Here is a 26,713-nt window from a genome sequence, read left to right as displayed (position 1 = left end):
AATGCTAGGTAGAATTTTTATCATTTTTCACATTTTTACTCCCTCTTTTAATTCTCATGAGAACTATTTTAGTTCTTACGAGAACAAATTGCAAGAATTTTGTCTTATTCTCTATGAATACCAGAGGATGACATTATAAATACCAGATAGCTAAGGTAACGAAAAAAGCCTTACAGGTTTGATAACTTTTCCTGTTAAGGCTCTTCGCATGATATTTTCATTCCTAGATTAAATGTTGCTCACGTTTTACAAAAGTCTCCTTGGCTAGAGATACTAAGGTTTCGATTAAATCAGGATAGGTAAGACCCATATTATCCCATAAAAGTGGGTACATAGACCATTGAGTGAACCCTGGCATAGTATTTAACTCATTGAGAAAAATTTCGCCGTCTTCCGTTAAAAAGAAATCGCAACGAGATAGACCACAACCACCAATTGCTCGAAAAGCTGCTGCTGCATAGGTCCGCATTTGCTCCGCAATCTCAGATGAAATGGCTGCTGGAATTGCCATGGTAATCTTATTATCAATGTATTTAGCATCATAGTCATAGAAGGCAACATCCTTAACAACTTCACCTGGTAGGGTTGTCTTAACATCAGCATTACCTAATAGTCCAACTTCAATTTCTCGAGCGTTCACTCCTTGCTCTACCAAGAGACGGCTGTCATAACGAAAAGCCAGTTCAATCGCAGCTCGTAACTCAGCTTGATTTTCTGCCTTAGAAATACCGACACTTGAGCCCATATTCGCTGGCTTAACAAAGACAGGATAAGTCAGATTAGCTTCTACTGCACAAATCTTTGCTTCTACATCTTCACCTTCAATAACCGTTTCAAAAGCCACTTGTGGAATGCCTTCTGAAGCTAAAACGTGCTTGGTCGTAATTTTATCCATAGCTACACTTGAAGAGAGGACATTGGTTCCCACATAAGGTAAGCGCAAGATTTCTAGGAAGCCTTGAATGGAGCCGTCTTCGCCCATAGGACCGTGAAGCACAGGAAAAACAACCGCATTTTCTTCATAAATATCACTCGGCCGAATCCCTTGGCTTGGAATAATAGTGTTATTGGTCATTAATTTTTCATCCACAGAAGGTGTGGCATCAAATTCTTGTGTCTTGATAAAATCACCATTTTGCGCAATAAAATACGTTTTAACAAAAAATTTCTCATAATTAATCGCGCGCATCACGCTCTCAGCAGATAATACAGATACTTCACGTTCTGCCGAACGACCACCGTAAAGGAGGATAATGGTTTCTTTTGACATGGCTATTTCCTAACTTTCTCTCACAATTTTCATCTTATTTCAGCTCCCAAAAGGACAAGTTTAGAGCTCTGTACGATTTTCAATGGCCCTCAAGAGCGTTACTTCATCGGTATATTCAATATCTGAACCAACCGCTAATCCTCTTGCCAATCGTGTCACTTTAATACCTGCAGGTTTTAGAACCCTTGAGATATACATAGAAGTCGCTTCGCCATCAGCTGTTGCATTGGTGGCAATAATGACTTCTGTCACTTCGTTGTCCATTAAACGTGTTAGCAAACTTTTGAGGTTAATATCATCTGGTCCAACACCGTTCATAGGCGAAATCAAGCCATGCAGAACATGGTATAGTCCGTGGTATTCTTGAATATTTTCCATGGCTGAGACATCTCTACTGTCTTCAACAACTAAAATCGTAGATAAATCCCTTGTCTGATCTTGGCAAATGGCACAGGTTTCTTCTTCTGCCAAATTACCACAAATCTGACAATAGGCCAAGTCGCGCTTAGCAGCTAGCAGATTTTTAGCAAACTCATTCACGACATCTTCTTCCATACCAATCGTATAAAAGGCCAGACGGGTCGCTGTCTTAATCCCAATTCCAGGTAGTTTCGTATAACTCTCAATCAATTTTGCAATAGGTGTAGGGTATAACAATTCTATTTTCTATCTTTCTATAACATTCTTTAAACGTTGATTTGACGGTTTTTATCAAAGTTCCAACTTTGATTACATTCTATATTTTTTACAATTTTTAGAGCATTTCTGCCCCTTTTTGAGCAAAAAATTTTATGTCATACTCTATCAATATCCAACATTAACATTTTTCGATACTTTATTAGATAGTGCGGACGCAAGAGTTGCATGGCTACATTTGAAGTCTACGGTCTCAAAATTTCCTTTATTCGCAACAGTTGTTTAAACACCTTCGGCTTACCGTATTTCCAACCTGACACAATCACTATCCTAACTTTGTCAACGTAACCAATTTCTATTTTTTAAGGTTATAAATGGTGGATAAACTGATTATGTTTGAATTTCAATGAGTATCAATTCATATCTTTTTTCTATATTTAGTATACCACAAAATAATCAAAAGTGAGTTCTTTTACAAAAAAACACCAGCCTCACAGCTGGTTGTTTTTTGGAGATTATGAAAAATTTTAGGATTGACTATAGTATACCCTAGTCCAAGTAGTAAAACATCGGTCTTAGGACTGAATATTCTCTTTTTTACAACCGTTCAACTCACTCTACTCTCCCAGTACCTTTCTAGCGCATTGGATGAAGAGACTGGTATAGATTGATAATTTCTGTCGTAATCCGCTTACTAGTAGATGATTCGAGGTCTGTTAAATTCGGCAAGATGACTGCTACAGCAATCTGTGGATTCGCACTCGGCGCATAGGATACAATATTGGTATTGACTGCATCCAAGATCTGACCTGATTCTGTTGTTACAAAGGTTTCGGCTGTCCCTGTCTTGGCACTAATGGACACACTGGCACCTTCTCCAATAGCTCGTCCAGTTGTAAAGCCACTAGCACCATTTACAACCAGATAAAATCCTTGCTGAATGAGATCCATTTCATCAGCTGACAGATTGACCTGATTTAATTCCTTACCAGCTATTGGCTCCAGCAACTCACCAAGATTACCTTCTGCATTATTGGCATAGATTCCCTCTGCTATATGAGGACTGATGCGACGACCACCATTTGCTACGGTAGCAGCATATTGAGCCATTTGCATCGGTGTATAGTTATCAAATTGACCAAATGAATTGGTAATATAATTTGCAATCGTATAATCTTTAGGAATAAAACCGGTTGATTCAAGCGGTAGATCAATTCCGGTTGGAACTCCAAGCCCGTATTCGCCAAAAGTTCCACGCAATTTCTCCATTGAAGCACCGAGCGAATCATTCTCGTTTAAAATCATCCCCGGTATGTAGGGTTGCCCCAGTATACTCAAAGCAAGCTGAACCATATAGGTATTGGAGGAATATTGTAAGGCTTCTACCGCAGAGATATTCCGATTCCCAAATGCAGTAAACCAAGATGTAATCGGAGTAGAACCCGCAAATTGAATCGGTTGATCGGTTAACACTTGATTTCCCGCAATGATACCGTTCTCCCAACCTGCTGTCAGGGTAGCTCCCTTGACAATAGATCCTGGAACAAAGGCATTGGTCACGGTACCCAAGGCATTTTCTTTGACTTCATTGGTCTTTTTATCATGGCTATACCCTGCCATAGCAAGAACTGCTCCTGTCTGAGGTTCCATAACGACTGCATAAACACCTTCAGAATAACGGGCACTTCCTGTTGCTAATTCACTATCAAAATGGCGTTTTAAAATCGCATTAACCCCATCTTGAAAAGCAAGATCAATCGTTAATTTAATATTCTTACCTTTACTGCCTTCTTGCAAGGTTTGAATACTCTCCACATTGCCATTACGATCCAGGTTGATTTCCTTCTTTTCTCGCTGACCTTGCAACACTTCTTCATATTGTTTTTCTAAATAAGCCGTTCCCACACGGTCATTGAAGGAATAGCCCTTTGCTAAATACTCCTTGGCATCTTCTTCTGGCAAACCAGCTTGTTGAGTAGTCACCGTTCCAATAATCGAAGCAAGAGAAGTCGGCACCACTACGCGCTTCCAATTGCTAGCAGTTGAAATACCTGGTAAGTCAGCTTCATTTGCCGCAATCATGGCAATCTGCTCTGCCGTGAGTGGATCAGTAACCAGATTGACTGTTTCAAAGTAAGCTGCGGCATTCATCTGTGAAAAGAGTTCTACTACCTTTAATTCTTCATCTGAATAAGCCAGCTGCTCTTCTGTCAAGCTTGCAACAGCACTGTTATAAATAAGGGATTCATCAAGAAAATTCCCATCTGTGTCCAATCGCTGTTCCTTAGGCAATTTCTTAACAACTTCTGCATACACTTCTGGATCAGCCAAGTAGTAATCTGCACGTTCTCGTGGCGTCACATCACTCTCGGTCACAGTAACCCATTGTAACAACTTCCCAGCTACTTCTTTCATCTGCCGAGCTGTCATTTTATTGGAGCGTGTAAAGGTCGCTACTTGCTCTACCTGATTCTCCACCAAGGGAACACCCTTAGCATCATAAATCTGACCCCGCACAGAGCTGTTTGTAATGACTTTTTGACTAGCTTTTGCTAGTTTAGCAGTATAAAAGTCTTTATTGATAATCTGCATATAAGCCAATCTTGCAATCAAAATGGAAAACAAGGCAATCACAATAGCAAATAGAACGGTTAAACGCCGAGGAATAAAACTCTCCTCACGCCCCTTACGGGAATAGGTATTTTTCGTCACTCATCAAACCTCATTCTAGAAAATTCTTCTCTATTATAACATATCGAACTCATTTTTTTCTGTTTGGACAAGTGTTTTTTCAGCCTATTTCTTATCAAGCCTATGCCCGTGACTGACTTGTTTCAAGACACCGTTTTCAATGTTCCATGTCTGATTCGTTACGTTAGCGACAAATGCTTGATCATGGGAGATGACAATCAAACTTCCCTTATAGTCTTTTAAAAATTGTTCCAAAGCTAGAATGGTCGTCAAATCTAAAAAATTGGTTGGTTCGTCCAAAATCAATAAATGATGGTCACTCAACAAAGTCTTTGCTAGGGATAATCGAACCCGCTCACCGCCTGATAAAACAGCCACCTTTTGCCTTGCTTTCTCATAGCGAATGCCAAGCATTGCCAGTAGATTTAAAATCGTTACCCTATCTTGGACTGAACAACTAGCGGCATTTTCAAAGGCTGATTGTGTTTCATCAAGATCCTGCAAATCCTGAGCAAAATAAGCTATGGCTAGTTTTTCTGAAAAATAACCTGCAAGTTCTTTTCTCACCAACTGACGAATAAAAGTCGTTTTACCAGAGCCATTTCTTCCCGTAAGCGCGAGACGATCTCCTTTTTGCATCGAAAATAAAGGATAGTCAAATAACCGCTGACCGTCTATCCTAATCTGACCTGCTTCTAAACGGAATAAGGTATGAATGTCTTGTTCGATTACCCCTTTCATCTCCAATTTTGCCCAAGCTTCTTTGCGGGGCTGCCTAATCTTTTCTAAGCGTTCTATTCGCTTCTCAATCGCTTTTGCTCCCTTGGCCATAGCCTTTGCCTGACTATCGTAACTTCCCATTTGGGATTGGACTTTCCACTCCGAACTCGATCGCCCTTTTTTGCGCTTGGTTAACTTATCTGCTCTTTGTTTTCGCGTTTGTGCAACATCACGCAAGTGATTGACCGTCTGCCGGTAGTGCTGATAAGCCTGTTCTTGCTGCTCACGCTCCTTTTTTCTCGCTTCTTCAAATGCCTGATAATTGCCTACATAGGACGTAATTGTTTGTTCGGCTAATAGCCAAATATGGTCAACAACTTGATTCAAAAAATAGCGGTCATGACTCACGACAATAACTGTCCCTTTATACCGTCTTAATTGATGAATCAACCACTGACGATTTTCTTGATCCATACTAGCCGTCGGCTCATCCAAAAAGAGGATACCTGCCCGTTGAGACAAGGCTTTTTTGATAGCCTTCAAGGTCTGCTCACCACCCGATAAACTACTCGCCTCCTTCAACTGTGGTACATAAGCCCAATCTGAGCGTATCCATACCTGCCCACTGTATTCTTCATCTGCTCCGATGAAGATTTTTAATAAACTAGACTTTCCTATTCCATTTTCACCTACAAGCCCAATTCTTTGTCCTGATTGAACTTCCAAATGAGGAATCGTGACTAACTCTCTGCCTTCCACTTCCTTTTGAAGATTGATACAGCTGATAACTTCCATACTTGGTCTCCTTCTGATGCTTGCAAAAAGATTTAGAAGGGTACACAAAAAAGCCATGCTAAAGTAGCAACGTCTAACATAGCCTTCCTTTGCTGTGACAGTCAAAGAAAAACCAATGACTACTCATAAACATCCAAGCGAGACAGATCAATTCATCACCTCACCATGTTCATCAAGTAGAACTTCTAAATCTCAACAGTACAGTCTTGCCCCTTGTATCAGCACTATCCTTAGTGCACAGAAATAATACTCATCAAAAATCAGCTGCTTCTATCGTTAACTCACCTGCAGAAGTGGGACTCAATCGTGATTTCGAAGAAATCGATTATCCTCACTCCTGTATTTCTAGATTCGAGCTAGGTTTGTCTCAGCCTACTACCTTCGATTTCGTTGGCTAATCAGATGTTGATTTTATAGAGTATAAGGGGGAAAACAAACAGTGGATTTAGTTGTTATTCATGGTTTTTCTAACCTCTTTTCATTTATTAAGCATACTATACCACACTTTTTAGCCACTCGCAAGGAGCTTTCTCCTACAAACAAAAACCATACAGACGGTAAACGTCCATATGGCTCTGATGTGATTATATCTCCGTTAAGGGGGTAGCGGTGTCTGGTGATGTATCGTAAACTTGAAAATCAACTCCAACTCCCAAATCCGCTTGGGCAAGCTGATTGACCATGGTCATGTGGGCCAGTTCCTTGATATTGTTTTCCTTACTCAGATGACCTAGGTAAATCTTCTTGGTTCGATTACCAAGAGAACGAATCATGGCATCTGATCCGTCTTCGTTACAAAGATGTCCCTTGTCTGACAAAATCCGTTGCTTGAGATTCCATGAATAAGAACCCGCCCGCAAGATTTCCACATCGTGGTTGGACTCAATCAGGTACCCGTCCGCATTTTCAACAAGCCCTGCTAGTCGATCGCTCACATAACCTGTATCTGTTAGCATCACAAAGCTCTTGTCATCCTTCATAAAGCGGTAAAATTGTGGACAAGCTGCATCATGGCTGACCCCAAAACTCTCTATATCCAAATCCCCGAAAGTCTTGGTCACTCCTAATTCAAAAATATGCTTTTGCTCTAGGGCAATCTTACCTAATTTTCCCTCCATGGCCTGCCAGGTCGCTTCGTTAGCATAAATGTCCATGCCATATTTACGAGCTAGAACGCCAATCCCGTGAATATGATCGCTATGCTCATGCGTAACTAAAATGGCATCCAAATCCTCCGGTCTGCGGTCAATTTCTGCCAGCAAACTGGTGATTTTCTTGCCCGACAAACCTGCGTCCACTAAAATCTTTTTCTTCTCTGTCTCCAAGTAAAAGGAATTTCCACTCGAACCAGAGGCTAAAATACTATAACGAAATCCTGTTTCTCCCATACACTCCTATTCTTCCTCTTCTGCCTCCTCCCACTCATCTGTCATCATATCCTTCATATATGGTAAGACAATGGTAAAGGTTGAGCCATGCCCGTACTCGCTCTTAGCCCAGATAAAGCCCTTATGCTGCTTAACAATTTCCTTGGCAATAGCAAGGCCAAGTCCTGTCCCACCTTGCGCCCTTGAACGAGCCTTATCCACTCGATAAAAACGATCAAAAATGCGGGGCAAATCAGCCTTGGGAATTCCTAATCCTTCATCTGAAATCGACACAATCAATTGGGTATCTGTCGTCTTCATGCTAAAGGTAATCTTGCCACCATCAGGTGAGTATTTGAGGGCATTGTTTAAAATATTATCCATGACCTGGGTCATCTTGTCTGTGTCAATCTCAATCCAAATCGGTGTAATTTGATAATCACGGATAATCGTATATTCCTTATCTGTCTCCTTATTCTTCATCTGATCAAATCGATTTAAAATAAAGGTGACAAAGGCCGTAAAGTTAATCAGTTCCACATCAGCTGAGCTGACTTGATTGTCAATCCGTGACAGGCTGAGCAGGTCTGAAATCATCCGCATCATCCGATTGGTTTCATCGAGTGACACCTTGACAAAGCTCGGTGCTACTGATTCCGTCAAGGCTCCATCATCAAGGGCCTCCAGATAGGATTTGACTGAGGTGAGCGGTGTCCGCAATTCATGGCTGACATTGGAAACGAACAACCGTCGCTCCCGCTCTTCCTTAGCTTGTTCGGTCATATCATGCAAGACGACGACCAGACCTGAAATCAAACCACTTTCGCTTCGAATCGTTGCAAAATTGGCCCGTAAGGTCAAAAACTCCCCATTTTCATTATCATGTTCGATGACAATTTCAGGCGTTTGGGCTAGCAAATCCCGAAAACTATACTGTTCACGAATCCCTAAAATGTCCAATAAATCACGTTGTTCCGTCGTTTTAGATGTCAGTCCCAACTGCTTTTGCGCTGTCTCATTGACCATAATGACTCGGCCCATACGGTCTGCAGCCATCACTCCGTCGCTCATATAGGCAAGAATGGAGGACAGACGCGTCTTTTCCTGCTCCAAATGGTCATGGGTCAAGCGAATCACTTCAGACAAGTCATTGAGCGAATTGGCCATATCTGTAATCTCAGGGCTACCCCGCATATCAAGGACATCTGAATAATCCAACTCGATTAGGCGCTTGACTTTTTCATTGAGTTCTTTAATCTGCTGATTATCGCGATGATTTTCAATCAATAAGACACTGAGTGCAATGACAAAACCAATCAAGATGACGACAAACCAAAACTCAGGTGTTGTTATTAAATACCGTAATTGATTAATCATTTCCCTTTATATAATACCCTACGCCACGCCGTGTCAAAATGTATTCTGGACGGCTCGGTGTATCTTCAATCTTCTCACGCAAGCGACGAACCGTTACATCGACTGTTCGTACATCACCAAAGTAATCATAGCCCCATACAGTTTCAAGTAAATGTTCCCGTGTCATTACCTGCCCCAAATGCTTAGCTAAATGGTGCAGCAATTCAAATTCACGGTGAGTCAATTCCAACTCCTTGCCATGTTTTTTCGCCACAAAAGCATCTGGAAGAATCACCAAATCTCGAATGGTCAACTCAGGCGTGCCTGTTGTTTCAATCTCCAACTGGGTTTCAGACAATTCGCTCCGGCGCAATAAGGCCTTGACCCGTGCCTGCAATTCCCGATTCGAAAACGGCTTCGTCACATAGTCATCCGCTCCAATTTCAAGACCAATCACCTTGTCAAACTCGCTATCCTTAGCAGATAACATCAAAATAGGCACATTGCTGGTCTTGCGAATGGTGCGTGCCACTTCCAGTCCATCAATTTCTGGTAGCATCAAATCCAAAATCACAATATCTGGAAATTCTGCTTCAAATAAGGCCAAGGCTTCTCGACCATCAAAGGCTGTCACCACCTCATACCCCTCTCGGGTCATATTAAATTTGATAATGTCTGAAATCGGCTTTTCATCATCTACAATCAAGATTTTTTTCATTTACTCTCACCTCATCATTCTTATGCCATTATACCAAATCTCTCCCAAATTAGCATGGCGGAAGTGTGGGGAGAGATTTTCTAGCTGCCAAAAAGAAAGAAGCCCCTCTATATCAAAAGTCAAGAAATAATCTAAGAACCTGTATACGCAACGCCATAAGCTTCTTAAAATCCGACTACGGTGTAATCATTTCACAAAATCCTCCTCTGATGATACTGACTTTTCAACCTCCTTAGCTAATAAGAGAACGTTCGCTCGACAACCTAGCACTTGGGAGTGATTTGCCAGCTTCCTTTGATTTTTTCAGAAGTATCTACTGGACACTGAAATTCTTGATCCATCGTCTCTTCAAAACTTTTGCGATAACCAGCATCGGCTGAAAGAGTCTTAATTCAGGAGCGGTGGTTTGAGAAATAGGGTTCAAGTTTGTCCCCATTCTTGATCAGTTAAATCCGTATTATATCTTTTTCATGTCATACCTTTAAGTTCTAAGTCATTGTGCGTGAGTGATTGGAGCAATAAGACATACTGACTAAAGACTGTAACTAGAAATTAAGATTTACTATCGTTATGAAAATTGGGATTGATCATCCCTGAAAATTCTGCTTAGTTTCTAGAAAACGATTATTTTGCGCTACTGATATCTTCTTCATCGTTAAAAGCATCGATTTTCCTATTTCTGACGACACAAGTTTTAACATCAAAAGCGGATTATCCTCAATCTCTTGACTTCCCAGAGTAGTTACAATCCCTGCAAAAATAAAATCAAGTTGTATTTTCTCCTCTGTTGTCAAACGATCTTCATTAATCGAAAAAGAATCTAACCATATCTCCTTTAAAAAGTCATTCACCAGTTGTTTCAGGTATGTTGACTCACTTCTAGCACACAACATGATGCGCCTCGAATTTGGTAAAATAGACATATCAATATCTGAATTTTTTTCATCATCTTGCAATGTTAAAACAGTTAAAATTGACGAAATCATCATTCTCGAGGCATCGTTCCTTGTATTATTCTTAAAAGCTTGATAAGCCAAATCATCCATATCTTTATAATGATAATAAAAAGAATTACGATTAACCCCAGAATCTTGAGCAATCCTAAGAACAGTAATATCCGTATATTTCTCCGTCTCTAAAAGTTTCCAAAAAGCATTTTCTATTTTTACTACAGCCCCATTAGCATATTCCGTTTTCCTTGGACGCGCCATATTGCCTCCTATAATTAGACACTTTACACTCTACTGCCTGTTTTATTTTACACTGTGTCGTATTATAATTTAATTATAATATAATTGAGAGGTAATTTCTATGAAAAAAATGATAAATAATTGGTATAACATTTCTATCTATCTCGCTGGTCTAACTGCTCTGCTTGCGATCTTTTTACCAGTAACCGAGGTGCAAAAATGTCTTTTGGCTTCCATTTGTATTTTGTTTCTACATTTTTTCGAGGAATTCGGTTATCCTGGAGGATTTCCCCTACTCGGAGTAAAACTACTCCTCGGTACCAATGAGATGGATAAAACCAAGTGGGATTGCAACAATCTCAGTTCTATGTTTGGAAACTGGACATTCCTAATTTTAGTTTATGTATTCCCACTTTTACTACCTAATGTGCGTTTTCTAACATTATCTGCCATGTTGTTTCTTTTAATGGAAGTCATTATGCATTCCATATTTAATTTAAGGTTAAAAAGCATTTACAATGCTGGCTTAATTACCGCAATTTTGGGACTAGGTCCTATTGGCTTATACTATTTCATCAATCTATTTGATAGCAAAATCTATATCTGGTATGACTATGCCCTTGCCGTACTTTGGTTCATTATCGTATTTATATTCTGTTTTCGCTCTAAAATCTATTGGGAACTTGGCAAGAAAGATGGATATGTCCTTACTGATCAAACGGCATTTGGTGTAAATCAGTTAACAAAAAATTAATCTGAAATATCTAAAAAGACTTCTTTCTGGTAGGACAAGAATACTCGGAAGAGGTCTTGATTTTAAAACCTGTATTCACAACATCATAAGGCCCTTAAAATCCGAATAATATGTGATCATTTCATAAAAGCAACCTCTGAAGATACTGATTTTTCAACATCCTTAGCTAATTATCTAGAGTGATGCAAGCAAGAGAAAGTCCAATCGACACCCCCTCGCTTGGGAATACTTTGCCAGCTTCATTTGATTTTTTAGAAATATCGACTGGACACTAGAACTCCTCAGTCATCATTTCTTCAAAATTTTTGCGATAACCAGTATCAGCTGAAAAAGTCTTTTAATAAAAAATAATGCGATAAAAACCGAATGATTGGTGCTTTCTCAAAAGAGACTAAGTGTCCATCATTCGGCTTTTTATTTTTGTATTAGATTATTCGTTACATTTTCAATCACTCTGACTTTTTCAGTGACTTTATCTGTCGGTGTTGCTTTTTTCTCGTTATTACCTTGAACTAATTTCTTAGCCAATTTTATGAACTTCCTGCTCATAGTCTAAGCATAAAAGAAACCCTTATACCTCTCTGAAATTCCAAATCATTCCGGCAAATCCATCAAAATTTCCTTTGCCAAAAGGTATTTTCAATGCAATCGTAGCATTCGATAATTTCCATATCATTTGAATCATAAACTATGCCGATTATAGGGCTCGAACCTACGACCTACGCGTTACGAGTGCGTTGCTCTACCAACTGAGCTAAATCGGCTTTTCAGTCATATTGTAGCACTTTTATTTTGCATGTCAAGTAATCTTTGTAAACGCTTGCTTTTTAAAAAGTTTGTGATATAATGAACATATCAAAACAAACCGGAGGAAACGTTATGAAAGCTGTTGTTGTAAACTCTGAATCTACTGGTGTAGAAGTAGTCGAAAAAGAACTGCGTCCGCTTGAAACAGGGGAAGCTCTCGTTGAAATTGAATATTGTGGTGTCTGCCATACAGACCTACACGTAGCTCATGGTGATTTCGGTCAGGTTCCTGGTCGTATCCTTGGACATGAAGGAATTGGGATTGTCAAAGAAATCGCTCCAGATGTGAAAAGTTTGAAAGTCGGCGATCGTGTTAGTGTAGCTTGGTTCTTCGAAGGTTGTGGTGCTTGTGAATACTGCAATACAGGTCGTGAAACGCTCTGCCGTACGGTAAAAAATGCTGGTTACTCTGTTGATGGAGGAATGGCAGAACAATGTATTGTGACTGCCGACTACGCTGTCAAAGTTCCTGAAAATCTTGACCCAGCACAGGCTAGTTCCATTACTTGTGCCGGCGTAACCACTTACAAAGCTATCAAAGAAGCACACCTCGAACCAGGACAATGGATTGCTCTATTTGGAGCAGGGGGACTAGGAAACTTGGCTGTTCAGTATGCAAAGAAAGTCTTCAATGCCCATGTTATTGCTATTGATATCAATAATGATAAATTGGAATTAGCCAAACAGGTTGGTGCCGACATTGTCATCAATGGACATGAGGTGGAAGATGTAGCTGGTCTGATTCAAGAAAAAACTGGTGGTGCGCACTCTGCTGTTGTAACAGCTGTCTCAAAAGTTGCCTTTAACCAAGCAGTAGATAGTGTCCGCGCTGGTGGCCGTGTCGTAGCTGTTGGTCTTCCGTCTGAAATGATGGACCTCAGCATCGTCAAGACCGTTCTTGACGGTATTCAAGTTGTTGGATCGCTCGTTGGAACTCGTAAAGACCTCGAAGAAGCCTTCCAATTTGGTGCAGAAGGACTAGTTGTCCCAGTTGTTCAAACTCGACCAGTTGAAGATGCTCCTGCTGTCTTTGATGAAATGACTGCTGGTACAATCCAAGGCCGTATGGTTCTTGACTTTACACACTAATCAATTTTCTATAGTTAATAATATCCAACAACCGCTGAAGAATCTTTTCAGCGGTTGTTCCCTATTTATCAAATCGGCTTTCCAATGTTCATCTGTTTACGCCAGTCCGGCACTTTGCCATCGTCTGCCCAATATTCGTCCAGCTCCACAATCACATCATCTTGAAGTTTCAGAAAGCTGACCGCATGAACAGAAAAAGATTTGTCAACAGGAAAAACACGCGTGACGATAATAATCGTATCCCCTACCTCTTCCATACGTTCGATTTCCCCATCCCAGTTGCCAGGATAGTCACAATTCGCTCGGATATATTCATCCACAGAAAAACATTCATTGGTGCAGGGCCATCGGACTACAGCCTCCTCGGCAAAATAGCTTCTGAGTTTTTCCTCCTCTTGTGCCACTACAGCTGTCACAAACGACGATATGTCCAGCAACAGAACCTCCTCCTCATGATAACATTTTTGACATGGATTAAAAGGAAATTTCAACCTCTCCACATCATGCGTTTAAACTCTCTCACGACTAGCTTGGTCTGTTGATAATTGGATAGGGCATTTTCCGCATACAATCCTTGCGGGTTAAAATAGCTACGGTCATAATCAGCTTCACATTTGCCACTACGATTGGGCGCTCGAAAGCCTTTGGTAGCTTGATTTCGAAAAACGGGATCATGAGGGCCAACCGTATCAACATCCAAGTCCCAGTGGCGTTTACCAGCCTTGCCATAGTTAAAACTAGCCCCATTGACAATCCCGATTTCGTCTACTTTCTGAGCATCCATTTCATTGAGAAAATTACCTTTACTGTCAAGGATAAATTCCGTATGAAAATGAATCAAAATCTTGATATTAAAGGACGAATAGCCTGACGGATACCGCTTTTCACCATTTTCAAACTTGAGCTTGTTATGCAAGCGAGCAGACGTTCCAATTGTATAATCCTTCTTCCAAGACCACCAAGGATAGATTTTTCGCAGATAACGAACAAGGGCACGACTATCTGTTTCTCCCACTTTTTTCACATGCTGGCGGACATACTCGGCCTGCTGACTAGAGATGACATAACGCAGTTGATGGACTTGCCTTGCCAGTAAGTCTTTTTCTGCCATACTCGTTCCTGGAAAGGTTTGATCAACAACATGGGACAAGTCCCACCAAAAAGGATCATGAGGAGCAAGATTCGGATGAAAACGAGCGACTAGGGCTTGATTTTCAGCCAATTCTCCTGACACATCGTCTGGCATTCCCACGATAGCAATGACAATCTCCAAGAGCTGTCTAGGAGGCAAATAATTTTTTTCCAACTGCCACAGCTCACGAAACAAAGCTGAGCCAATCCGACTGTCACTCAAATCTAGCTGTCGTTCTACTATATTCGCTAATACCTCATCTGACCAGCCTTGAGCCTTTAGAGCTAAAAATTGCCCTGCTACACGGTAGCGTTCTTCTAGTCCTATCTGGCTAAATTCCCACTTGCGTTTCGATAAGATTTGCCACATGATTTCCTCCTTTCCAATTCTAAAAACTATTCATAGAGTTATAGTGGATTGAGAAAGGAATGGGACAAAGCAAGGAGCTGTAGATAGAACTGGCGTTCATCAAAGCGACTTAACGATGTCCTAACCTTTATTCAATTCACTATACTTCATTGAGTAGCGATTGGGTATCCAAAAACGAGAAACTATAACATAATAGGAACCGAGTTTTCTCAGCCCCTATTGTTTTGTCTATGCTAACATAATTTCAGACATAGCTGAAGATTTCATCAACTGTGTGGGGTATCACAACAAAATCGATTGCTTCGAAAGTTCGATTGTTGCTCCGCTACCTAAACATCTTTTGGGGCGCGAGAGTAGTTTGCAATATCTGCCAAGATTTGCTCTTTGAAGTCTGCAAGACTCACTGTCTGCGTTTCCTTGTGTCCATAGCGACGAATGTTAACCGCACGGTCTTCCATTTCCTTATCTCCGACAATCAATTGGTATGGAATTTTCCCAGTTTGACTTTGGCGAATCTTGTACTGCATTTTTTCATTTCGTTCATCAACAACGGCACGCACACCATGATTTTGCAATTCTTTAGCGACTTCCCAAGCGTAGTCCACATGTTTTTCATTAGAAACAGGAATCAAGGTGACCTGAGTTGGGGCAAGCCAAGTTGGGAAGGCACCTTTATAGGTTTCAATCAAGATAGCAGTAAAACGCTCCATGGTAGAGATAACACCACGGTGAATCATAACTGGGCGGTGTTCTTCTCCGTCTGCTCCAATATAGCTTAAATTAAAGCGTTCTGGAAGCAAGAAATCCAGCTGAATAGTCGATAAGGTTTCTTCATTTCCAAGAGCTGTTTTCACTTGAATATCCAATTTTGGACCGTAGAAAGCAGCTTCTCCTTCTGCTTCAAAATAATCCAATTCCATGTCATCCATGGCTGCTTTTAACATGGCTTGAGCATTTTCCCACATTTCATCATTATCGTAATATTTATGCGTATCTTCCGGATCACGATAAGAAAGACGGAAACGGTAATCTGTCAAATTGAAATCTGCATACACATCAATAATCAATTGAAGCGCCCGTTTAAATTCTTCTTGAATCTGCTCTGGGGCAACGAAAATGTGACCATCATTCAAGGTCATTTCACGGACCCGTTGCAACCCTGAAAGGGCACCTGATTTTTCATAGCGGTGCATCATACCAAGCTCAGCAATACGAACTGGCAATTCGCGGTAAGAACGAACATGATTTTTATAGACTTGAATGTGGTGTGGACAATTCATTGGACGAAGGACAAATTCCTCACCGTCTCCCATGTCCATGGTTGGGAACATATCTTCTGAATAGTGATCCCAGTGACCAGATGTTTTGTACAATTCAACGGAAGCAAGTGGTGGAGTGTAAACATGTTGGTAGCCAGAAGCCAACTCCTTATCCGTAATATAGCGCTCCAAAGTGCGACGAATCGTTGCTCCATTTGGCAACCAGAAAGGCAAGCCTTGTCCTACTTCCTGACTAATCATGAAGAGATCTAATTCTTTTCCAAGTTTTCTGTGGTCACGTTCTTTGGCTTCTTCCCGCATTTGGATGTATTTCTTCAAATCGTTTTTGTCAAACCAAGCTGTACCATAGACCCGTTGCATCATGGCATTATCACTATTTCCACGCCAGTAAGCACCTGCTACATTGAGCAATTGGAAGACTTGAATACGACCAGTTGACGGTACGTGAGGACCACGGCAAAGATCTACATATTCTCCCTGACGGTAAATGGTCAAGCCACCCTCGTCCTCTGAATGCTCCTCAATCAGTTCCAATTTGTACGGATCGTGTTTGAAAATCTCACGCGCTTGATCCTTTGACACTTCCTCACGAATGCTTGGGAAATTCTCCTTGACGATTTTCTTCATCTCTTCTTCAATGGCAGCCAAATCTTCGTTTGAAATCTGTCCAGCCTCATTGTCTGTGTCATAGTAGAAACCGTCTTGAATAGCAGGACCAACTCCCAAATGAATTTCTGGGAAAAGGCGACGAGCCGCCTGCGCAAACAAGTGGGCTGCTGAGTGACGCAAGATGTCAAGCGCATCCTCATGGTCTGGAGTGACGATTTCAAGTGAGCCATCTTCAACAATCGCACGAGTGGTATCAATCAATTTGCCATTGAATTTCCCAGCAAGCGCCTTTTTAGCTAGAGAATTGCTAATTGATTGTGCAATCTCAAAGGTTGTAACACCAGACTCAAATTCGCGCACAGCGCCGTCTGGAAAAGTAATCTTAATCATGTTTTTCTCCTTATTTTCTGTTATCAATTTAAACAAAGTCATCCGGTGCCTGACCATCATGAGCCAGCCACATGCATTCTCCTAGGGATAGGTTGGTAAAACGAGCTGTAAAAGACGAATCTTCCGGACTGCAGGCATAAATACCAAAGGAAATGGTTTCTTTCGCTTCATGCAAGTGACAAATCCGCATCTGCTGGAAATGCTGGCCATCTGTCGAACATTCAAGACGGAAATCCTGACCTCTGCGGCTCAGACGATACCACATCTCTCTTACATCTGCTGCAATCTCCGTCGTTGCCCAATCTGAATAACCTTGATTGGTCACAACACTCCCCAAATGCTGAATGGTCTCATTTTCATACTCAATCGAGGCTTTGAGCCAATTTTCACTATCTAGATAAACCACGACACCACATTGATCAAACCGGTGCTTGCTATCAAACTGTGTCTTTACGACAAAAGAGAAAAATTCCTCGTCTGTCTCCATTTGTAGCACAGGAGCATTGTCGTTACGGAAATGGTAATAGGTTCGTTGCCAGAGATCTGTATGTGGCAGTGTCGTTATCGTTATTTCCTCATCTGATAAATTGTAGGCAGCAGGCTCCCTCGTCCACTTGAGTTTATCAGCTGTAAATATCCGGTCCATTGGTCTCTTCCTTTCTTATTACTCATCAACAAGCAGCCACTTCGGTCATTCATTCACTTAGTACTATTTTCAGTCGTAAAAAGAGTCGGCTATTGATTGTCATGGAGTATCCTCTACTATCTGTCCATCTCCTTTTTCACATAAAAAACGACATCCCGAAAAGGACGTCGCAACGTGGTTCCACCTTCATTCGTGCTGACCAACTATTCACCTCATGCAAATAGAACTAGCACCTCGAATCAGCTATATCGTAGCAACCGTTTTATGTTTTCATAAAAGCTAGGAGAGGAGTATCTCATCAGGCTTTTTATGCGTTTGCAGCAACCACGCACTCTCTTGAAAAAAGGTCCTAACAGACTTGTCTCTGATTGTTATTATAGCACCTTTAGACAAAATTTCAAGTATTTTGCAGATTTTTTCACTGCTCTTTGTACATTTGCTTCACCAGGTATCCAAGTCCATTTCCCAAAAGGGCTAGCAGACTATAGATTACTTGGTAAAGGAAAATCCATTCTTTCCAGTAAAGAATCGTCAAAGGAAAGAGTACGAACACACAGATTGCATAACGGATTTTGAAGCCATCCATCAGTCCATAGATGAGGCAGGCTAGAAAAACCACTAGCGGAATATAGAACAAAATATGGTTGACATAAAGCGATTTTTGAACTAGTTGATCACTACTGATATAGGGGATTAGCAATGGAAATCCCATATAGATAAAGGATATAAGTAGGAGAAATACACTATCTTTTCTTAACTGTTTCATAACCATTCATCCTCTCTTTAGTTGTTCCTTGAGAAATACTGCTCCCATTGTTTCTTCCCTAAATCAAGCGTATTGAGATAGAGAACTTCTGCACCAATGTTTGGGTCAGTCACCTCTGTACTAATCTTTGGTCGTCCATTGGCATTTTTAACCTGGTAGCGAATCATTGCGCCTTGGGGACTAAATTGGTCATCCGAATCTGTCACATAAACGGCTGCAAGTTTCCCATTGCTATCATATTCTGCCCCCCACAAGGTCACAATATGACTTCCTCCCAAAATAGGATAGACCATTCCAATCAGTTGTTCTTGACCGAGTAATTCAATCAAGCGTTGACTAAAATCTGTATAATCTGCTGGAGCAGTTCTCTCACTCAAGCTATGGTAGCTAAAGACATCATAGAAGAGGCCGGCACTTGCATGAGGAAGCAACTGGTCATCTTCTAGCTTTTTCCCACGATGAGGAGGATAGCCATTGATAAAGAAATCCAGCACTAAATCTGTATAGTAACCTCCACCACCGGCATAGAAGCTCTTCAACAATTGATAAACCGCACTATTTTCTTGGTCTTGTGGCGACTGGATAAAATCCGTCAACTGATAGGTTCGACCGCCAACTGTTCGAGTTGGATTTCCCTGTTTTTCGATATACCTTTCCAACTCCTCCTTATTCTGATCCATCCACCAATGAAGCATATTGGTAGCCGTTACAGCAAAGCACAAGTTTTTATCCGCCGTATCCTGTGTCGATTTATTAATATCATACCAGCCTTGGTTTGCGACAAAAGGCGCCTTGTATTCGATATAGGTTTTATGACCAGCTGGAGTAATTGTCTTTTTGAAATCACCTTCATTTCCCATTTGAGGAGGCCGTATTCCCTTAGCCCAAAGAATGGAGCGAAGCTCCCCTTCTTCATCACGATACTGACTAATATTCTTGTTTGTTCCTTGCTCAAGCATATGACGAACCGAATCTTGATCATTTTCTGTGCTGTCTACCTCTGATAAGCTATCTGGCTTTTCGGAAAAGTTTTCTTCTGAAAGAATTGGAGCTGTTGGAGGATTTGGTGTATCTTCAGGTTCCGTAACATTTGGTAAATCTGACGCATCAGAACCCGGTTGCGGTGCGACAGAATTTTCAATACTTTCAACATTTGATGTGTCAGAAGATGAATTAGGGTCAGATAAATCACTATCTGCTGGAGTTTCTGGTGTGGTAGTGGCTGTTCCTGTACCCATGGAATTTGGCACTTCTGCTGTATCAGTCGCATCAGAAGCTGGGTTCGTGGCAACAGGAGTTTCAAGGCTTTCAACATTTGATGTGTCAGAAGATGAATTAGGGGCAGATAAATCACTATCTGCCGGAGTTACTGGTGTGATTGCTACTGTTCCTGTATCCGTGGGATTTGGCACTTCTGTTGTGCCAGCCGCTTCAGAATTGGGGTTCGTGGCAACAGGAGTTTCTAGACTATCATCACTCGACGTGGCAGAAGATGAATTAGGGTGAGCTGAACCAGTATCTGCTGGAGTTACTGGGGCGGTGGCGGCTGTTCCTGTACCCATGGGATTTGGCACCTCTGTTGTGTCAGCCGCTTCAGAATTTGGGTTCGTGGTAACAGGAGTTTCTAGACTATCATCACTCGATGTGTCAGAAGATGAATTAGGGGCAGATAAATCACTATCTGCCGGAGTTACTGGTGTGATTGCTACTGTTCCTGTATCCGTGGGATTTGGCGCTTCTGCTGTGTCAGTTGCTTCAGAATTTGGGTTCGTGGCAACAGGAGTTTCAAGGCTTTCAACACTTGACGAGGAAGAATCAGAAGATGGAGTAGTTGAAATAATTTCTACGCTTTCAGATTCCTTAGTAGTTGATATATCTGTCGTATCTGTTGGCTCAGAAGCTGGGTTCGTGGTAGCAGGAGTTTCAAGGCTTTCAGCACTTGACGGAACAGAAGATACGTTAACTTGGGGACTTACAGCTTGAGCTACTGCTATCCTAGATACCTCTGTTAACAGCGGAGAAGAGTCCGTACTTGCAAAATGCTTTTCTGAAACACTCTTGTCCATAGGAGATACTTCTGACGAAGCGGTCAATTCATCAGCAACGAGCTCCTCCTCACCACTCTTTTCAAGATAGCCAATAAAGGAATAGCCGTCAATCTGAATCCTACCATCCGGTAAGGCATCTCCCTTATTTAACAAAAATGTCTGCGAATACTGGGCAAAAAGTGAAACATGTAGGGCATCAACCTGTGAAATAAAACTAACCCCACCCAGACTTGTAAACAACAATAACGAAACTACTGTTCTTTGCTTTTTCAACTGCCGAACCGCAATCACCAGCAAACAAGCTCCACCAATCAAGGGAAGAAGTCTAGCATGGCTAGCGGTTTTGGGGAGACTGACTTGCTTGTCCAAACGATAGACCAAATAGTAAGTCACAGAATGGTCAGCCACTTGTGGTAAATCTGACCGTAAGACCTGCTTCTCTGTTTCTGCTAATTCGTCTTCTGCCACATATTGGTAGGTTAACTGCACTCTCGCTGTTTCTTCTGTAGCTTCAACAGAAGAACTTCCAACCATTCCTACCAATAAACCGACCATTGCCGAACAAACACCGACCGTTAAAGTCCGAATGGCAAACCGAATTAATTTCCCTTGATTTCTCACCTTACTACCCTCTCTTATCTCTTTTCTTATCCCTATCATACCCTATTTTACGCAGAAACGAAAGCGCTTTACTCTATTTCTAAACAAACTTTCTCGTGGGCATACTCAGTCTGAAGGGGTCATTTTGCCTATCTCGTAAAAAAGAGATGAGTCACTCTGCCTCACCTCCTATTTTTCTCGTACCAAGCAATCACTTTTCTTCATCTTCAAAATAATTCCGAATCGATTTTACTTGCTCTACTGATTTTTTTACAATCGCCGCCGTCGTGTCCGATGACTTGACAAAGGCCCGTTTGGGTAAACTAATTGCTTCTTTTAATAAGGTTTCTGCTGTGCTATCTTCATGGATGTGTTCGCGCTTAAAATCATGAGAAATTTTTAAATCAAGATAGTATTCATAGACCCTACGACCAAAATTTTCAGCTGAAATCTCATACAGCTTTCTTTCCAACTGATAAGGATTCATGTTAGGGGTGACAACTATGGCATCCAACACTGCATCAGCCAACTCAGCTTCTCGCTGATATAGGGTACCAAACATTTTATCTGTCACAACATTTTCTAAATAGGGATTCCATGCTGCAATAATCGGTGTGCCAGAGGCTAGACTTTCTAAATAAGTCAGCCCCTGCGTTTCGCTAGTTGAAGCAGAGATAAAGAAATCCGCAGCCTTATAATAGAGCGCTGTTTCACTTGGCGCTATCATCCCTGTCATCAAAACACAATTCTCTAACTGCAAATCTATAATTTGCTGCCTCAACTCCTCCGCATAAGGGCCGCCTCCTGCAATGACTAGTTTGACCTTCTTATTTTCTAATAAAATCCGTGGTATGGCTGCAATAACAGCCTGAATATTTTTTTCATAAGAAATCCGTGACAGGCTCAGCAACATGGTTTCATCTTCTTCAATTCCCAAGTTCTCACGCAATTCAGCTACCATATCTGACGTAATTTCTGGTCGATCAAATTTTGCTAATTCAATCCCTGTTGGAATCACGCGTTTGGATACCAATATATGATAGTCGTTCAGAAGATTGTCCACAATTTCGCTCGGACAAATCACCCCATCCAAATCCTTGAAAAAAGCTCGAACCAAGTATTTGACCATGCTGGGACGAATTAATTTCCCATTTGCAATATAGCGCACATAATCTTCATACTGCGTATGGTAGGTATGTACAACAGGAATATCCAGTTCTCGAGCAACCATTTTCCCCAAAATTCCTAAGGAGAATTCCGTCTGTGTATGGATAATATCCAAATCATAGCGACTGGCAATCTTCAACGCATCTGTAAATCCCCGATAGGCGATTCTCCGATCTTTAAAGGCGAAAAAAGGCACACTTGGAATCCGAATAATATCCCAATCTTCATAGCGATTGACATCCTTATCCGTTGTCGTAAAGATAAAAACACGATGTCCCTGCTTTTCTAACTCTGTTTTCAGGGTCTTAATAGAAGTTGCAACTCCTGATACCTGAGGAAAATAGGTATCTGTAAATAGTCCAATTCTCATCTATAACTCCAATACTTTCCGATAAGCCTCTACCAGCTGATAAGATACCTTATCCATTGACCGACTTTCTGCTACGCGATAACCTGCTTCTCTCTTATCCACCTGTTTCTCCAAAATCTTTTGGATAGAGGTTACAAAATCATCCACCGTATGGCCCAATTCTGCACAACTCTCATCAATCCAGCCCTCGTATACAGGAATATCACGCAGAACGACCTGTTGGTGACTGGCTAGAGCTTCCAAGACGACAATTCCTTCTGTTTCTTCATAGGACGGGAAGAAAAAAGCATCTGCACCACTCATTGCCCCCTGAAAAACCGCTCCCTTAAAGTAACCAGGAAAAGATACATTTGCGGGATGAGCCCCTTCGACAATCTTACGAATATAAGAAGGAATCAACCACTTATTGATACTTCCAAGCCAAATGAAACGGACATGAGGCATGCGCTCTGCCACCTTAACAAAATCTTCAATACCTTTCCGTCTGAAATAAAGTCCCGCACAAACCACTACTGGTTGACCTTCTTCAATCCCAAAATACTGCCGAAAAATTTCTTCTTTTCGTGGATCTTTTCGGTATTTCGCAAGGTCAATTCCATTGGAAACAGCAAGAATTGGAGTTGTGACACCATAGCCTTGAATCAATTTCTTAGAATATTCAGAGGGTGTAATCACAAAATCCGCCTGCTGGTACATACGAGCCAGATATTTACCCACTAAAGGCGCTAAGAGGTTTGAGCCGATAAAGGAATTCCGAAAATCTTCCCGAGTTGAATGCCCATGCAAAATAACTTTTTTTCCTCTACGCTTGGCTGTTTTTAACAAGAGCCAACTTCGTGGACCATAGGTATTGATATGAACCACATCATAATCACCTAGTAGGTCTGTCGTGTAGGGAATCCCAGCCAAATCGAGCGCCTCCATTTGATGAGATAGGGCACGCCCAATTCCTGATTTTTCTAAAACAGCTTTTCCTTCCAAATACAATAGCACTTTCATGCACTCATTATACCATAAAATCTATTTTCCTCCGCCTCTAAACTGTAAAAGGAAGTCTATTCAGGAGTAAGCTTATTCCTTTCCTTTTTCAAATGGGTTGCAACCCACTATGGCTCTCCAACATTCCTAACAACTAGGTTTTGACATATATTTTATAGTTCATAAAAAAAGCCAGACATCTCTGCCCAGCTTCATTCATTATTTGGTTGATTTGCGTTCTTTAATACCATGATTCAAAATCACTTCACGTGTATCCAACTCTTCCTTATGCATAATCTTTGTCAACATCCGCATGGCAATTGCACCGATATCATACAAGGGCTGGCTAACAGAAGTTAAGTTTGGACTGGTGAATTTTGTCACCAAGGAGTCGTCACTTGTGATAATTTCAAACTCTTCTGGTACCTTGATTCCCTTATCGACAATCCCATTGAGCAAGCCTGCTGCAATTTCATCTTCTGCTACGTAGGCCGCTGTGGCACCAGCATTCAAGATACGATCTGCAAGAGCATAGCCTTCTTCGTACTTGTATTTGGATTCAAAGACTAGACCCTCGTTAAAGGTTAGGCCTTTTTCTTTCAATCCTTCCTTGTAGCCTGAGAAACGTACTTTTCCATTGATTTCATCCACTAGAGGACCTGACACAAAGGCAATTTTTTCATTGTTTTTCGCTAACAATTCAACTGAATCTTTTGTTGCTTTCGCATAATCAATATTGACACTTGGTAACTGATGTTCTAAATCAACTGTCCCTGCAAGGACAATCGGAGTCCGTGAACGAGAAAACTCGGCACGAATCTTATCTGTCAAATGGTAGCCCATGAAAATAATGCCGTCCACCTGTTTTGAAAACAGCGTATTAACCACGTTGATTTCTTTTTCATCATTTTCATCACTGTTTGCCAAGACAATATTGTATTTATACATGTCCGCAATATCATCAATCCCTTTTGCCAAGGTCGCAAAATAGGCATTGGCAATATTTGGAATAACTACCCCAACCGTTGTCGTTTTCTTACTCGCCAACCCACGCGCCACGGCATTTGGTCGGTAATCCAAGCGATCAATCACTTCCAATACTTTTTTACGTGTGTTCTCTTTTACATTCTTATTGCCATTTACTACTCGGCTAACGGTTGCCATGGAAACGCCTGCTTCCCGAGCAACATCGTAAATGGTTACCGTATCATCAGTATTCAACATAATCGTCAGTTCCTTTCACTTTCTTTTTATGAAAATTACGCTTTCACCCTCTTTATAGTGTATCACTTTTTGAAATCCCTTTCAAGAGATAGACCACATTTTTTTGAAAAAAGATGAGAAATCAAAGAAAATACTTGGAAATGAGCAAGAATCCCCAAAATCACGGTCCATAGCTTTCCTTTCTGCACGATTTCAACCGATTCCCTATCCTTCTTTTTCGTGCGTCCATTCACACATTGAGAGGAACTTATTCCCTTCATATCCTACTTCTGACCAGACCTCCTCATCTCTTTTGTTTTTTCACAATAAATCCTTGATTTTTTTGCTCTTTTTTGACACAATGAAACAAGTAGAAAGAAGGTATTTTTATGAGCAAAATCAATGATATTCTGAAACAATTACACCGTACTGAATTAGATATGGCTGTCTTTTCAGATCCTGTTTCGATTTCCTATCTGACTGGTTTTTATAGCGACCCCCATGAACGCCAAATGTTCCTCTTTATCAGCCAAGAAAGTACACCGCTCCTCTTTGTTCCAGCCTTGGATGCTGAACGCGCTCGTCAATCAGTTGCCTTTCCAGTTGTAGGCTATGTGGATTCTGAAAATCCTTGGGAAAAAATCAAAGCTGCTTTACCAGCCAAAAACTACAACCACATTGGACTTGAGTTTGACAATCTGATTCTGACCAAATATCAAGGCTTAAAAACTGTCTTTGAGCAAGCAACATTTGACAATCTTACTCCAATCATCAACCGCATGCGTTTAATCAAATCAGCAGATGAAATCCAAAAGATGATGACTGCAGGAAAATGGGCTGACAAGGCAGTTCAATTAGGTTTTGAGGCCATTTCACTCGCTAAAACAGAAACAGATATTATCGCTGAAATTGAATTTGCGATGAAACGCGAAGGACTTGAAATGAGCTTTGAAACCATGGTCTTAACAGGTAACAATGCTGCGAATCCTCATGGTATCCCTGGCCCTCACAAGATAGAAAATAATGCCCTTCTCCTCTTTGACCTAGGGATTATGGCAAATGGCTATGCAAGCGATATGACCAGAACAGTTGCGGTTGGCCAACCTGACCAGTTCAAAAAAGACATTTACGCTCTCACGCTTGAAGCCCAACAAGCAGCACTCGACTTTATCAAACCGGGTGTAACAGCCCATGAAGTAGACCGCGCAGCTCGTGAAGTGATTGAAAAAGCAGGCTATGGTGAGTATTTTAACCACCGCTTGGGACACGGAATTGGGATGGATGTCCACGAATTCCCGTCGATTATGGAAGGAAATGATCTCGTCCTCGAAGAAGGCATGTGCTTCTCTGTTGAACCAGGTATCTATATCCCTGGAAAAGTCGGCGTCCGCATTGAGGACTGCGGCTACGTCACAGCAAATGGTTTTGAAGTCTTTACTGATACCAGCAAGGAACTATTGTATTTTGACTAATACTCGTCAAAAATCAGCTTCTCCCATCCTTACCTTGCTGAACTGTTGAAAAAGAAATTACTTGGGAGTGGACAAAAGTCCAATTCTAAATACAAAAAGCGAACAAAGCTCGTTTTCTAACCTTCAGAATGCTAGCTTGTTCGTTTTTTATGTCTAATATATTATAAGATTTAATGATAAAGAATGTCAAAAATCAACATCTTTCTGTCCTAACCTCACTACCTACAGTTTCATTGCCTAATTAAATTTTTTATAGAGTATCAGCAAGAAAACGAGCTAGCAAAGGGGAA

20 protein-coding genes and 1 tRNA gene are annotated in these 26,713 nt (G+C 41.2%); 3 read left to right on the top strand and 18 right to left on the bottom strand.

What is annotated here, in order from left to right; genetic code table 11:
• Positions 1–223 precede the first annotated feature (223 nt).
• The 8 genes from J5M87_RS02620 to J5M87_RS02585 form a co-directional block, all read right to left on the bottom strand.
• Positions 224–1,270, bottom strand: a complete 1,047-nt coding sequence (locus J5M87_RS02620) for a D-alanine--D-alanine ligase (RefSeq protein WP_154608202.1) — start codon at positions 1,268–1,270, stop codon at positions 224–226.
• Positions 1,271–1,330: 60 nt separating this feature from the next.
• Positions 1,331–1,927 (bottom strand): recombination mediator RecR, encoded by a 597-nt coding sequence (gene recR, locus J5M87_RS02615; RefSeq protein ID WP_154608201.1) that lies wholly within the window; start codon positions 1,925–1,927, stop codon positions 1,331–1,333.
• Between the two features lie 615 nt (positions 1,928–2,542).
• On the bottom strand, positions 2,543–4,618 hold the full coding sequence (gene pbp2b / locus J5M87_RS02610) for a penicillin-binding protein PBP2B (protein WP_208769378.1): 2,076 nt from the start codon (positions 4,616–4,618) through the stop codon (positions 2,543–2,545).
• Between the two features lie 84 nt (positions 4,619–4,702).
• On the bottom strand, positions 4,703–6,112 hold the full coding sequence (gene abc-f / locus J5M87_RS02605; protein ID WP_154608200.1) for a ribosomal protection-like ABC-F family protein: 1,410 nt from the start codon (positions 6,110–6,112) through the stop codon (positions 4,703–4,705).
• Positions 6,113–6,696: 584 nt separating this feature from the next.
• Positions 6,697–7,500 (bottom strand): MBL fold metallo-hydrolase, encoded by an 804-nt coding sequence (locus J5M87_RS02600; protein ID WP_154608199.1) that lies wholly within the window; start codon positions 7,498–7,500, stop codon positions 6,697–6,699.
• Positions 7,501–7,506: 6 nt separating this feature from the next.
• Positions 7,507–8,856: a cell wall metabolism sensor histidine kinase VicK gene (gene vicK / locus J5M87_RS02595; RefSeq protein ID WP_154608198.1), complete on the bottom strand. Its 1,350-nt coding sequence runs from the start codon at positions 8,854–8,856 to the stop codon at positions 7,507–7,509.
• On the bottom strand, positions 8,849–9,553 hold the full coding sequence (gene yycF / locus J5M87_RS02590; protein ID WP_154608197.1) for a response regulator YycF: 705 nt from the start codon (positions 9,551–9,553) through the stop codon (positions 8,849–8,851). Before yycF ends, vicK begins: the two co-directional genes overlap by 8 nt.
• Before the next feature lie 587 nt (positions 9,554–10,140).
• A complete protein-coding gene (locus J5M87_RS02585) occupies positions 10,141–10,764 on the bottom strand; it encodes a TetR/AcrR family transcriptional regulator (RefSeq protein ID WP_154608196.1) in 624 nt (207 codons plus the stop codon).
• 100 nt (positions 10,765–10,864) lie between these two features.
• Between J5M87_RS02585 and J5M87_RS02580 the strand changes: the two genes are divergently transcribed.
• Positions 10,865–11,497, top strand: a complete 633-nt coding sequence (locus J5M87_RS02580; RefSeq protein WP_154608195.1) for an HXXEE domain-containing protein — start codon at positions 10,865–10,867, stop codon at positions 11,495–11,497.
• A 691-nt stretch (positions 11,498–12,188) separates the two neighbouring features.
• On the opposite strand, the gene J5M87_RS02575 is transcribed toward J5M87_RS02580, so the two are convergent.
• Positions 12,189–12,261, bottom strand: a tRNA-Thr gene (locus J5M87_RS02575).
• A 115-nt stretch (positions 12,262–12,376) separates the two neighbouring features.
• On the opposite strand from J5M87_RS02575, the gene adhP reads away from it, so the two are divergent.
• The gene (gene adhP, locus J5M87_RS02570; protein WP_154608194.1) at positions 12,377–13,393 is read left to right on the top strand and encodes an alcohol dehydrogenase AdhP; all 1,017 of its coding nucleotides are present in this window, start codon (positions 12,377–12,379) and stop codon (positions 13,391–13,393) included.
• Between the two features lie 68 nt (positions 13,394–13,461).
• On the opposite strand, the gene J5M87_RS02565 is transcribed toward adhP, so the two are convergent.
• The 9 genes from J5M87_RS02565 to ccpA form a co-directional block, all read right to left on the bottom strand.
• Positions 13,462–13,830 carry a nuclear transport factor 2 family protein gene (locus tag J5M87_RS02565; protein WP_230082355.1) on the bottom strand — a complete coding sequence of 123 codons (369 nt, stop codon included), beginning with the start codon at positions 13,828–13,830 and terminating at the stop codon, positions 13,462–13,464.
• 50 nt (positions 13,831–13,880) lie between these two features.
• Positions 13,881–14,894: a DUF3114 domain-containing protein gene (locus J5M87_RS02560; RefSeq protein WP_154608193.1), complete on the bottom strand. Its 1,014-nt coding sequence runs from the start codon at positions 14,892–14,894 to the stop codon at positions 13,881–13,883.
• Between the two features lie 329 nt (positions 14,895–15,223).
• On the bottom strand, positions 15,224–17,173 hold the full coding sequence (gene thrS / locus J5M87_RS02555; RefSeq protein ID WP_154608192.1) for a threonine--tRNA ligase: 1,950 nt from the start codon (positions 17,171–17,173) through the stop codon (positions 15,224–15,226).
• Between the two features lie 28 nt (positions 17,174–17,201).
• Positions 17,202–17,819 (bottom strand): DUF1349 domain-containing protein, encoded by a 618-nt coding sequence (locus tag J5M87_RS02550; protein WP_154608191.1) that lies wholly within the window; start codon positions 17,817–17,819, stop codon positions 17,202–17,204.
• A gap of 418 nt (positions 17,820–18,237) precedes the next feature.
• Positions 18,238–18,585 carry a hypothetical protein gene (locus J5M87_RS02545; protein WP_154608190.1) on the bottom strand — a complete coding sequence of 116 codons (348 nt, stop codon included), beginning with the start codon at positions 18,583–18,585 and terminating at the stop codon, positions 18,238–18,240.
• 17 nt (positions 18,586–18,602) lie between these two features.
• Positions 18,603–21,254, bottom strand: a complete 2,652-nt coding sequence (locus J5M87_RS02540) for an IdeS/Mac family cysteine endopeptidase (RefSeq protein ID WP_181351470.1) — start codon at positions 21,252–21,254, stop codon at positions 18,603–18,605.
• A 190-nt stretch (positions 21,255–21,444) separates the two neighbouring features.
• The gene (locus J5M87_RS02535) at positions 21,445–22,770 is read right to left on the bottom strand and encodes a glycosyltransferase family 4 protein (RefSeq protein WP_154608188.1); all 1,326 of its coding nucleotides are present in this window, start codon (positions 22,768–22,770) and stop codon (positions 21,445–21,447) included.
• A complete protein-coding gene (locus J5M87_RS02530) occupies positions 22,771–23,769 on the bottom strand; it encodes a glycosyltransferase (RefSeq protein WP_154608187.1) in 999 nt (332 codons plus the stop codon). It abuts the gene before it with no gap.
• Between the two features lie 198 nt (positions 23,770–23,967).
• Positions 23,968–24,969, bottom strand: coding sequence for a catabolite control protein A (gene ccpA / locus J5M87_RS02525; RefSeq protein WP_154608259.1), 1,002 nt, complete (start codon positions 24,967–24,969; stop codon positions 23,968–23,970).
• A 371-nt stretch (positions 24,970–25,340) separates the two neighbouring features.
• On the opposite strand from ccpA, the gene J5M87_RS02520 reads away from it, so the two are divergent.
• The gene (locus J5M87_RS02520; protein ID WP_154608186.1) at positions 25,341–26,423 is read left to right on the top strand and encodes a M24 family metallopeptidase; all 1,083 of its coding nucleotides are present in this window, start codon (positions 25,341–25,343) and stop codon (positions 26,421–26,423) included.
• The last annotated feature ends 290 nt before the right edge of the window (positions 26,424–26,713 follow it).

The organism is Streptococcus sp. zg-86 (assembly GCF_017639855.1).
GTDB classification, from domain to species: domain Bacteria; phylum Bacillota; class Bacilli; order Lactobacillales; family Streptococcaceae; genus Streptococcus; species Streptococcus zhangguiae.
This window is presented reverse-complemented; position numbering and strand designations above follow the sequence as displayed.

Excerpts from the sequence above, each read along its gene's own strand:
- J5M87_RS02620 (WP_154608202.1), bottom strand. The coding sequence starts at position 1,270 with ATGTCAAAAGAAACCATTATCCTCCTTTACGGTGGTCGTTCGGCAGAA.
- abc-f (WP_154608200.1), bottom strand. The coding sequence starts at position 6,112 with ATGGAAGTTATCAGCTGTATCAATCTTCAAAAGGAAGTGGAAGGCAGA.
- J5M87_RS02600 (WP_154608199.1), bottom strand. The coding sequence starts at position 7,500 with ATGGGAGAAACAGGATTTCGTTATAGTATTTTAGCCTCTGGTTCGAGT.
- vicK (WP_154608198.1), bottom strand. The coding sequence starts at position 8,856 with ATGATTAATCAATTACGGTATTTAATAACAACACCTGAGTTTTGGTTT.
- yycF (WP_154608197.1), bottom strand. The coding sequence starts at position 9,553 with ATGAAAAAAATCTTGATTGTAGATGATGAAAAGCCGATTTCAGACATT.
- J5M87_RS02585 (WP_154608196.1), bottom strand. The coding sequence starts at position 10,764 with ATGGCGCGTCCAAGGAAAACGGAATATGCTAATGGGGCTGTAGTAAAA.
- J5M87_RS02580 (WP_154608195.1), top strand. The coding sequence starts at position 10,865 with ATGAAAAAAATGATAAATAATTGGTATAACATTTCTATCTATCTCGCT.
- adhP (WP_154608194.1), top strand. The coding sequence starts at position 12,377 with ATGAAAGCTGTTGTTGTAAACTCTGAATCTACTGGTGTAGAAGTAGTC.
- J5M87_RS02560 (WP_154608193.1), bottom strand. The coding sequence starts at position 14,894 with ATGTGGCAAATCTTATCGAAACGCAAGTGGGAATTTAGCCAGATAGGA.
- thrS (WP_154608192.1), bottom strand. The coding sequence starts at position 17,173 with ATGATTAAGATTACTTTTCCAGACGGCGCTGTGCGCGAATTTGAGTCT.
- J5M87_RS02550 (WP_154608191.1), bottom strand. The coding sequence starts at position 17,819 with ATGGACCGGATATTTACAGCTGATAAACTCAAGTGGACGAGGGAGCCT.
- J5M87_RS02545 (WP_154608190.1), bottom strand. The coding sequence starts at position 18,585 with ATGAAACAGTTAAGAAAAGATAGTGTATTTCTCCTACTTATATCCTTT.
- J5M87_RS02535 (WP_154608188.1), bottom strand. The coding sequence starts at position 22,770 with ATGAGAATTGGACTATTTACAGATACCTATTTTCCTCAGGTATCAGGA.
- J5M87_RS02530 (WP_154608187.1), bottom strand. The coding sequence starts at position 23,769 with ATGAAAGTGCTATTGTATTTGGAAGGAAAAGCTGTTTTAGAAAAATCA.
- J5M87_RS02520 (WP_154608186.1), top strand. The coding sequence starts at position 25,341 with ATGAGCAAAATCAATGATATTCTGAAACAATTACACCGTACTGAATTA.